This is a genomic window from Pelatocladus sp. BLCC-F211 (assembly GCF_041928655.1).
In the GTDB taxonomy this organism is placed as follows: domain Bacteria; phylum Cyanobacteriota; class Cyanobacteriia; order Cyanobacteriales; family Nostocaceae; genus Pelatocladus.
The window spans coordinates 25,455-35,916 of the sequence record NZ_JBHFLM010000174.1 but is presented as its reverse complement, the minus strand read 5'-3'; the positions used below and the strand labels follow the sequence as shown (position 1 = coordinate 35,916).

The following is a 10,462-nucleotide window of genomic DNA, read 5'->3' as shown; positions in this document are numbered from 1 at the left end:
CAGGGTATCCCAGACCAATTAATCGTTGGGTTTCTTGAGGATTCGCTTCGATGTGCTCCAATACGGAACTCATAATTCTGGTGTAAAAAGACTTATATTATATTCTTTTACCACAGAACATTACTATTTCGGAGATGTCTACTACAAACCCCTCTTCCCAATTTTGAATTGAACTATGCGTATTGCTTATCTAACTGGGGAATATCCCAGAGCAACAGATACCTTTATCCAGCGAGAAGTCGCAACTCTGCGAGAAATGGGTGTGGAGGTACATACATTCTCAGTTCGTCGCACCGATGACGGACATATGGTTGGAGCAGAGCAGAAACAAGAACGCGATCGCACTTTCTATATTCTGCCTCCAAACCCAATTAATTTATTTTTATCACACTTGAGTTTATTGTTAGTTTCTCCTAAGAGATATTTCAAAACAATCAAACTTGCATTTACAACCAGCCAACCAGGATTACGGGGTGGTTTATATCAGTTTTTCTATTTCTTGGAAGCGGGTATTTTAGCTCAACAAATTAAAAACAGACAAATCGAGCATTTGCATAACCACATTGCTGAAGCTAGTGGTACTGTTGCTATGCTGGCGGCTGAAATGGGTGGTTTTACTTATAGCTTTACGCTCCATGGCCCGTATATTTTTATGCGTCCCTATCAATGGCGACTGGATGAGAAAATCAAGCGATCGCTATTTGTCTGTTGTATTAGTTACTATGCTCGTAGCCAAGGGATGATTTTTGCGCCCACTGAAAAGTGGAACCGAATGCATATTATTCATTGTGGTATTGATCCAGGATTATTTGATGTGGTTTCTCACAAGGAATCAGGAAAACGTCTACTGTTTGTGGGGCGATTGGCGGAGGCGAAAGGATTACCAATCTTACTTGAAAGCCTAGCTTTATTAAAACAAACTCATCCAGATATTGTCTTAACAATCGTCGGTGATGGTCCAGATCGTCAAAAGTTGCAACAATTGACCGTCCAGTTGGAATTAACTGAAAACGTCAATTTTGTTGGTTATAAATCTCAAGCTGAGGTACGCAACTATTTTCAGCAAACAGATGTTTTTGTGATGTCTAGCTTTGCAGAAGGAATACCAGTAGTTTTAATGGAAGCCATGGCGGCCGGTGTACCTGTAGTCGCCACTCAGATAGCAGGTATTAGTGAATTAGTAGAAAATGGTGTTAATGGCTACCTAGTTCCACCTGGGGAACCCAATATATTAGCAGAATGCATAGAAAAATTACTGGATAATTATCTAATTAGAGTTAAATTTAGTACAGTGGGAAGAGCCAAAGTAGAAAAAGACTTCAACATTCACTACGAAGTTGCACGACTACATCGCCTCATGACAAGTGCTTTGAAAGGTCATGTAGAACCAATTCGTCCCAATTTTCTAGAACATGATAATTCAAAAAAACAGGCGATAAATATTAGATCAACAATCTATTCTTAATTGAAAATATGACATCTATAAAAAAACTTGCCATTCGTGGAGCCATCTGGACTATTCTTGGTTTCGGAAGTATTCAAGTTCTACGATTTGGCAATAATTTAATTTTGACTCGTCTCCTCCAACCAGAATTTTTTGGTTTGATGGCTTTGGTCAATACCTTAAGAATGGGTTTAGAATTATTCTCGGATATTGGTGTTGCTCAAAATATAGTTAACAATAAAAGAGGCGATGAACCTACTTTTCTAAATACTATTTGGACTCTACAAATAATTCGTGGTGCAGTAATTTGGATTCTTGGTCTAATTCTTGCTTTTCCAATTGCATATTTTTACAACGACCAACGTCTACTATGGCTAATTCCCATTGTTGTATTTACTTCATTTATTGAAGGTTTTAATTCTACCAGTTTACACACTCTTCATCGTCAGATGAGACTGGGAAAACTTTCCATTTATGAACTTCTTTTTCAAGTTTGTTATTATTCAACTTTAATTTTCTTGGTTTGGTTACATCCAAATATTTGGTCTTTAAGTATCGCCATAGTAATTTCAGGAGTATATAAATTAGTTAGTAGCTACTGGTTAATACCAAAATATTCTAATCACTTTGAATGGGAGCCAAAAACAGTTAAAGAAATTCTTTCGTTTAGTAAATGGATGTTTATTGCATCAACATTAATGTTTGCTGCTGAACAAACTGACCGCTTGGTTTTGGCTAAATTATTATCATTTGAAATCTTAGGTGTGTATACAGTAGCGTATACTCTAGCTAGTATCCCTAGAGATGTGATTAGGCAACTTAGCTTTAGAGTTATTTTTCCTGCAATCTCCCAACAATCTCACTTACCAAGGGCTACTTTGCGGCAAAAAATTCTTCCTCAACGGCGATTAATATTATTAGCATCTGCAATTATATTGGCAATGTTAATCACTGTTGGAGATTTAGTAGTTTCATTTTTATATGATCGAAGATACGCTGCTGCGACTTGGATGATGCCTATTTTATGTAGTGGAATTTGGTTTTCCTTGCTATTTTACACTACTAGTCCTGCTCTGTTAGCAATTGGTAAACCCCTGTATTCAGCCCAGAGCAATTTTGCGAGATTCGGAATTATAGCTTTGGGTGTACCTTTAGCCTATCAAAGCTTCAGCGTATTAGGAGCAATTATTGTCATTGCATTTAGTGATTTGCCTTTATACATAGTTAATCTCTATGGACTCTGGCGAGAAAAACTTTCTTGTTTTATTCAAGATATTCAAATTACTGTCTTTTTTATCGGCGTACTAGCTTTATTTTTAACAATTAGGAGTTGTTGGGGATTTGGTTTACCAATTAAATCATTATTATAAAATAAATTAGTTTGATTTACAGGCAGATATTCATGAGGCAAATAATTATTGGGGTAATGGGCCCTGGAGAAAAAGCAACAGAAACAGATGTAACAAATGCTTATAAATTAGGTGAATTAATTGCTCAACAAGGATGGATTTTACTTACTGGCGGTAGAAATTCTGGAGTAATGGATGCAGTCAACAAGGGTGCAAAGTCTGCCAATGGCTTAACAATTGGTATCTTACCTAGCGAAAATCAAATAGATATTTCGGAAGCAGTGGATATTGCTATTTTCACTGATATGGGCAATGCTCGCAACAATATTAATGTTCTTTCTTCAGATGTCGTGATTGCTTGTGGAATGGGTACGGGAACAGCTTCAGAAGTGGCGCTAGCTTTGAAAGCAAATAAGCAAGTAATTTTATTGAATGACGACGATGAAAGCAAAATTTTTTTCAAAAAACTATCGCCGATAAATATTCATGTAGTTGAGAGTGTAAGTGAGGCGATCGCCACTGTTCAAAAAATTTTAAATAGTAGCTCACTTCAACCATACTAAAACGAATCATACACGACTTCGCCATCAGCTTTGAAAAACTTCTTGGTATAGTTGATAGCAGTTTGTTCATCGAAGCCTTTACAAGTATAAAGTACGATTGAGACAATTACAAAATCTCAAGTCAAGGAGAGCATCCCAAATGTTTAAAATCCTGGGGCTATACAAACGAAGTCCGCAACGGCAGACTAATTGTAGCCTGCATTCAACAATACCAAGTAGGCTTTGTTTGTGTAGTCGCGATTTATAATCGCTGGGTATTTTTCTTTAATTGGGATGCTCCCAGTTTCATCATTTATTGAGAGTAGCTTCTTGTAGTTTTAAAGGCAAAGGTAATCCTGGTGCTTCACTAATTTCACTAGGTATACTTTGTCGTTCTGAACTTCTTAAATATTGCCCATCCAGGATGGGAGATATAACTTTCATTTGGTGAGAAATGCTGTAATATCGGTGAGTTTGTTGGCTAATATGCCGTTCTTGAATACTTTCGTCAGCGATTTTCTTCCGCAATTTAATAATTGCATCTATGACTGCTTCTGGTCTAGGTGGACATCCCGGTATATAAACATCAACTGGAATTAACTTATCTACACCGCGAACTGCACTCGGAGAATCTGCACTAAACATACCTCCTGTAATTGTACAAGCTCCCATGGCGATGACATACTTTGGTTCTGCCATTTGCTCATAGAGTCGCACTAAGTTTGGGGCATACTTTATAGTAATTGTACCTGCGGTAATTAACAGGTCTGCCTGTCGGGGAGTTGCACGAGGAATCATCCCATATCTCTCCATATCAAAGCGAGAAGCATAAGCAGCCATGAATTCCATGAAGCAGCAAGCTGTACCAAACATCATTGGATACAAGCTGGACATTTTTGCCCAGTTGTAAAGATCATCTACGGTTGTGAGAATCACATTTTCTGAAAGTTGTTGCGTCACTTGAGGACGCTCAATAGGATTAACAATAGTGTCAGTCATTGGCTGAGTCCCCCAATTATTTGAATCACTTCTTGGAAAATTGAGCTTTTCTGACGGAAAATTTAGAAACTAAAGTTGAATCAGTGCTACCTGGGAAAGCTGTTTTTCTTACCAAGGCTTTCAAAGCATAGATAACTACATCAATGATAACTTCAGTTTCGGAACAACAAGATCCCCGACTTCACAGAAGTCGAGGATTTTGTTGTCTCAATTTATCTTGAAAGCAATCTTGCGTTTAAGGCTTTGGTGATGCGATCGCTCGTTTCTTCAAGATGAGCTAGTGTATAAATATCAAGGTTTTCATTTTGGTACTTCAGGCTAGTATCAATGGCTTGGCGTAGTTGGCGCAATTCAAACCAAGCTAGTGTCCGTCCATCTTCTGGTATATCTGTATTACGCAACACCATATCGAGCAAAATATTTAGATGTTCTCGCTGCAAGGAACGACGGATACTAGAAATTGGTTTTGTTTTTCTAGCATCTACAACTTCTGTCCAAATGTCTTTTTGCAGAGTGTGGAACAATTCTGGCATAGAAAGCGCTTCTTTGGCGGTTGTTTTGAATTCGATATCCCTAAGACGATTGAGGCGATCGCTATCTAATAGTGATCTTAATATAACAGCTTGAAAACGCTGAATACGTTCGTGAATTGGATAATCAAGCCGAGATATAGGTATAAAGTTACCCCAGTGTTGCCAACGTGAAGGTGCTAGCTGATTCAACAATTGTGGCGAAAAACTAAAAGCATCCTCAGCAAATACATACTCTTGCAGTTTTGCTAATACCTGACGTTGCTGTTCTAGAGAAACTGCTACAAAACTGGGGCGCATATTTTCATCAGCATGATGACGCCCGAAAGATTGTCCACCTATATATTGAGTCAACAAAGACGCATTCCGAAAATAATATTTCAGAATGCTGTTAAATAACACCCGCAAGTTACTATAACTTTCTCCTTTCAACGGGTAACGCTGATCAAGACGCTGCCACATAGCGCGAGCATTATCCATTTGCCATTGCGAATAAACTAGCACATCACTACTCATATCCCAAACATTTGCCAGAGGATTGATATCCCAGATATCTTCATCTGTGGCGTAAGATAATTCTGGTTGCGGAGAGGCCAAAGCAATCTTTTCCAAAAAAGGTTTTTCAGCTTCGGGAATTACTGTTTCTGCTGCTAAATTTTGGTGATTTTTGTAACCATACTCAATTGCCCATTCATCGTAAGGGCCAACAACTGTGGGAAAATAGTCGCCTTGCTGTGTTCCTTGAGGTGCTATATTCACAGGCAAATAATCCATCACTGAACCGACCAAACCCTTGGTATGAGTGATTTCTGTGTTATTTAATTCCTGGGGTGCTAACATAGTGCTGCCGTGAAAATTGTGGCGCAAACCTAGTGTGTGTCCGACTTCGTGAGCAATGAGAGAACGTATATATTGATGCACGTATTCTTTCATCTGATCACTACTCGGTGTAGCATCTTGCAACAGCGATAACGCCAATGCCCCCATCGCTGCTTGCGTTGAAGATTCCATCCCATAGCAGAAGTCAGAATCTTGTTGAGAAGTCAATGCTCCAGTGTTGAAACTCCAGGGTAAATTATGATCAGTACATTCACAGACGCGATTAATCGCATCTCTACCATTGACCCTTGACTCCATCAAAGCACGATATTCTTGCTGAATTGAGCGCACCATATTAGCATCAACAATAATATCTGCGTCTAAAATTTCCCCTGTTAGGGGGTTAACGCGGGCTGGGCCTCTAGCAAAACCTGCATCCAAAGAATTGAACCAGCGAATTGTGTTGTAGCGCACATCTGCGGGATGCCAATCAGCATCATCTGGCATTTGTCGGGCTTCAATAGCATTTTGGAATCCTGCTTTGGCAAATGCTTGATTCCACATCAGCACACCTTCCCGCATGGCGTCGCGATACTCCAATGGCACAGCATTTTCAATCCAAAATACTATTGGTTTTTTCGGTGGAGACAAAGGTGCATTGGGATCGGATGGTTCAAGATGCCAACGATTTATATAACGTACAAATGGTTCTTTGCCATTATTCTGAGAAAAATCCTGGAAGGCTGTAATAAAATATCCTACTCTATCATCGGCAAGTCTAGGAATGTAACCATTATTTTCGGGTAGCTGGGAAAAACTGTAATGTACTTTTAAAGTCAACGCTCTGCTATCAGGTAATGTAACTAAATATGCTCCCTCTGGTGATGAAAAGCTGTAAACAGATTCAATCTCTAAGTTCAGAGGAAAGCTGTCAACATCACCAAAATATGATCTGTTTTTTTCCAGGTGGTAATCAGCCCGCAAATAATATTTCAATAAGGAAGTTAATCCGGGAAAATCCTGTATCAGCAGGTCATTGAGGTCAATCAGAATATTTTTACTATATGGATCGATACTGTCTATTTCGAGGGCATAAAGAACTGAGTCGCTAAATGAACGAGCAAGCGATCGCAATTCTGGTTCATCTTCTTCTGTACGGAATTTGACATTACGAACAACAAAATGCAAATGATTATTCACTCGCCGAAAGTAAAACAGAAAATCTTGCAGAGGTAGCCCACTATAAATCCCACTTTCCCCAATGCCAGATTCTAGTGTTACTGTACAAAGATAATTTTTATTTAGTTGTTCTGGCTTCAGTTCCAAATAAATTTTCTCGTCTTCTTGACTACGATAAATTGTGAATAGTCCCTCTAATTTATTCGTTCCTTTGACTGCCTCACGAAATCGCCAAAAATCTTCCTTTCTGTTTTCTTTAAAACTATAGTCAGTACTTGCTAATTGTTCAATACCTGGTAATGTATTGAGTTGCTGTACATAAACATTTGCAACGTGATTAGCTAATGCATAATTAGTACCAAATAGCAAGTAATAAAATAACAATACATATACAGTTAACTTTGCGATCAAGTTATTCATTCTTTGGCTACCTTATGAAGCGCTTTTAATCTTTACAAGCCGCTTGAATAATAAAATAGCTATTTTTTATCTTTCATATAGTCCTGTTTTTACTGAATTACTGGCAAATTCTTTAATTAATCATTAATTTAGTCTTATATTCAAACAATTCTTTCATCTAGGATGAATTTATCAAGCAAAACTCAATATATTAATATACATAAGCGCAGACATATATAGCATGTCTACGCTCAGTTCATGATGAAAAATAATAACTAATGAATCTAATTTCATAAGTAACTACAATCGCTGTATCCCTTCCCTATTCCCTGTTTCCTGTTCCCTTTCCTAAATAAATAATTTATTTTGCACAACTACTTATTAGTAGATATGCGTGGGATTATTAATCCTAAATTCTACGTTAACCACAATAAATGTCTGTGGCGAATGTTACAGCATTATTTCCAATATCAGAGTATAATCTCTTTTTCAATTTCGGCAGCAAAACTTTTTTGTTGGCAACTCCCTTTAAGAAGTTAAACCCAATCGCTTACCGTTGGCATGAGCCAAATGGATGAGATTTAGATGAGTATTACAAGAAAAATTATTGAGACTGGCTTTTGAAGGGTTAACCTCCATCAATGAGAATAGATAAAGCTTGACGAGCATGTTTTGCTCTTGCTGGAGTTCCTTCAATTATTGCCATCAGACTAGCACCACCAATCAACAGTAAGTACTGTTGAGAGAATGCTTCTGGATTACGTATGATCCTTGTCACTGCTTTAATTCACATCAGCCGTAAAAATACGGTATGGCTGAAAGCCAGATGTACGACAACTTAGATATCATAGTTTTGGGTAAAAATATTTAAATTTTTCTTTTATTATTTCTTTTATTATCGTGGACAGCTGGTAAGCAGTATCATTATTATATATGCCTAGTACATTATAGCAGGCAAAACACTTAAATTTGATTTGCTATATCGGCAATTAGTAATGAACCTATTAAAAGTTAAATACCAGCAGAATTATCAAACAATTGAGTAGAGGATAAACAAATGAAATTTGGGATAGATAGCGGACATAATTGTCCACCAGATACGGGTGCGAGAGGAATTAAAATAGAGGATAATCTGACTTTAGATGTAGGCAACAGAGTTATATCTAAGTTGAAAGCTCTAGGGCATCAAGTTGTAGTATGTAAACCAGACAGAGCCTCAACAGTAGGGGAATCGCTGAGGAAGAGATGTGATACAGCAAATGCTAATAAAGTAGATATTTACGTATCCATTCATTTTAATAGCTTCAACCGTCAAGCCAATGGAACAGAAGTATTTGCAATTAGCGATACAGCCAGAAAAATTGCGAAACCTGTCTTAGATGAAATTGTAAAATTAGGCTTTTTTAATCGTGGCGTCAAAAATGGTAGTCATCTCTTTGTCCTCAAAAATACCAATATGCCTGCAATTTTGGTAGAAGGTTGTTTTGTGGATTCACAAAAAGACATAAATCTGTATAATCCAGAAGCAATGGCGAATGCGATCGTCAAAGGTTTAACTGGTCAATTACCTACTGCTCCTGTTAATCACGTAGTCGATGAAGAAGAAAATCCAGACACAACTATTAAAAGATTGCAACAAGCTTTAAATCGACTCAAAATTACTGACAAAAATGGTAGGTCTTTGTTAGAAGATGGTGTAAATGGTGCTGTAACAAAATCAGCGATCGAAAAATTTCAGAATATTGTTGGTATTCAACAAACAGGAATAGCTGGAGAAACGACTTGGAATGCAATTAATCAAATTTTAGCGAAACGAGTTATTAGATTAAATCATGCAGGTGGTGTAGTGGTTAGATACTTACAATTCCGCTTAGGTGTAGAAATTGACGGTGTTTATGGGCCACAAACAGAAGCAGCTATGAAGAGATTTCAGCAGCAAAATAGCTTAACAGCCGATGGAATTATTGGCCCGATTAGTTGGCAGAAATTGATTGGTTAGTAGATGTTGTTTATTGTTGGTTGTTTGTTAGTTGGAAAAATCAACAACCAACAAGCAACAACTAACAAAGAACATTTAAGGGGAAATTTATGGCTTTTAATATCACTGTACTTAAATTGCCAGTTCTTAAACTTGGTTCTAATGGAATATATGTGAGTGCTTGGCAAAGTTTTTTGAAAGAAGCTGAATATCCTATTCAAAATGTTGATGGAGACTTTGGTCAAGGAACTGACCAAGCTACTCGTCTTTATCAACAAAGAAATAATTTAGAAGCTGATGGAATTGTGGGTAATGGTACATATAGTAAAGCTGCTACTCAAGGTTTTATAGCTAAGATACCTAACCTTTCAGCTAATACATTGCTGAATTATCTCGGCTTTGGGGAGACAGAAGTTAAGGATTTACAAAAGTCTTTGAATCAGGTAGCACAACTCAATCCATTATTAACAATAGATGGAGATTTTGGTAATACAAGTGTCAAAGGTTTAGCTGAAGCATATAAAAAAAGAGATGTACGTCTACGTAGTGAATTAGAACAGGCTTTGAGTAATGCAACTAAGCAAAAATTGGGGACAGATTTTACTCAAGCAATGGATATATTGAATGCTTATGCAAAAGCACAAAGATTTCGTCTGAGTGGCGCTCATTGGGTTGATTATTTTCCTACAAGTAAGTTAATTGCTGATTTAGCTTCTCCATTTCGTCAAAAGGTAGAAGCATTCCAAAAAGCTTTAGTTGATGCTGGTTGTCAGGTAATTGTGACTGCTACCCATCGTCCCAAAGAACGTGCTTACCTAATGCATTATTCTGCGAGAATTAATCGCCAAGAAATTTCTCCTCAATATGTACCAGCAATGAGTGGAGTTGATATTGAGTGGGTGCATTATACAAATGCAGGATCACTGCAAGCTGCTAAAGATATGGTAGAAGCTTATGGTGTTGGTGGTAATCCTGTATCTTTAAATTCTCGCCATATTCAAAGATTAGCAATTGACTGGAATGTAACCTGGGATGGCAAGATTAATATTCAGGATATAAACGGGAGAATGGTTAGCCTTGGTGAACCGTGTAATGCTGCTTTGAATAAAAATGTATGGAAGGTGGGCGAATCTTACGGTGTATATAAACTGAGTAATGATCCTCCTCATTGGTCTGTGGATGGTTATTAATAAACAGTACAAAATTTCAAAGTTAAAACAACA

The 10,462-nt window shown here is 37.5% G+C and carries 7 protein-coding genes and 1 pseudogene; 5 read left to right on the top strand and 3 right to left on the bottom strand.

Translation table 11 applies throughout. The features are described 5' to 3' along the window. Positions 1–175: 175 nt before the first annotated feature. From ACE1AT_RS21570 to ACE1AT_RS21560, 3 genes are read left to right on the top strand one after another with little or no spacing between them, the layout of a single operon-like run. Positions 176–1,465, top strand: a complete 1,290-nt coding sequence (locus tag ACE1AT_RS21570) for a glycosyltransferase (RefSeq protein ID WP_374872041.1) — start codon at positions 176–178, stop codon at positions 1,463–1,465. Between the two features lie 8 nt (positions 1,466–1,473). Next, positions 1,474–2,814, top strand: coding sequence for an oligosaccharide flippase family protein (locus tag ACE1AT_RS21565; RefSeq protein WP_374872039.1), 1,341 nt, complete (start codon positions 1,474–1,476; stop codon positions 2,812–2,814). Positions 2,815–2,846: 32 nt separating this feature from the next. Further along, positions 2,847–3,356, top strand: a complete 510-nt coding sequence (locus ACE1AT_RS21560) for a TIGR00725 family protein (RefSeq protein ID WP_374872037.1) — start codon at positions 2,847–2,849, stop codon at positions 3,354–3,356. Positions 3,357–3,644: 288 nt separating this feature from the next. Here ACE1AT_RS21560 and nuoB read toward each other — a convergent pair whose 3' ends face one another. The 3 genes and pseudogenes from nuoB to ACE1AT_RS21545 all read right to left on the bottom strand — a co-directional run. Continuing rightward, positions 3,645–4,334 carry an NADH-quinone oxidoreductase subunit NuoB gene (nuoB, locus tag ACE1AT_RS21555; RefSeq protein ID WP_374872035.1) on the bottom strand — a complete coding sequence of 230 codons (690 nt, stop codon included), beginning with the start codon at positions 4,332–4,334 and terminating at the stop codon, positions 3,645–3,647. A gap of 212 nt (positions 4,335–4,546) precedes the next feature. Further along, positions 4,547–7,282, bottom strand: a complete 2,736-nt coding sequence (locus tag ACE1AT_RS21550) for a zinc-dependent metalloprotease (RefSeq protein ID WP_374872033.1) — start codon at positions 7,280–7,282, stop codon at positions 4,547–4,549. A gap of 607 nt (positions 7,283–7,889) precedes the next feature. Beyond that, positions 7,890–8,027 (bottom strand): annotated as a pseudogene (locus ACE1AT_RS21545) (TetR/AcrR family transcriptional regulator); the annotation flags it as partial. Between the two features lie 291 nt (positions 8,028–8,318). Between ACE1AT_RS21545 and ACE1AT_RS21540 the strand changes: the two are divergent. Further along, on the top strand, positions 8,319–9,260 hold the full coding sequence (locus ACE1AT_RS21540; protein WP_374872031.1) for an N-acetylmuramoyl-L-alanine amidase: 942 nt from the start codon (positions 8,319–8,321) through the stop codon (positions 9,258–9,260). Positions 9,261–9,349: 89 nt separating this feature from the next. Then, a complete protein-coding gene (locus tag ACE1AT_RS21535; RefSeq protein WP_374872029.1) occupies positions 9,350–10,429 on the top strand; it encodes a peptidoglycan-binding protein in 1,080 nt (359 codons plus the stop codon). Positions 10,430–10,462: the final 33 nt, after the last annotated feature.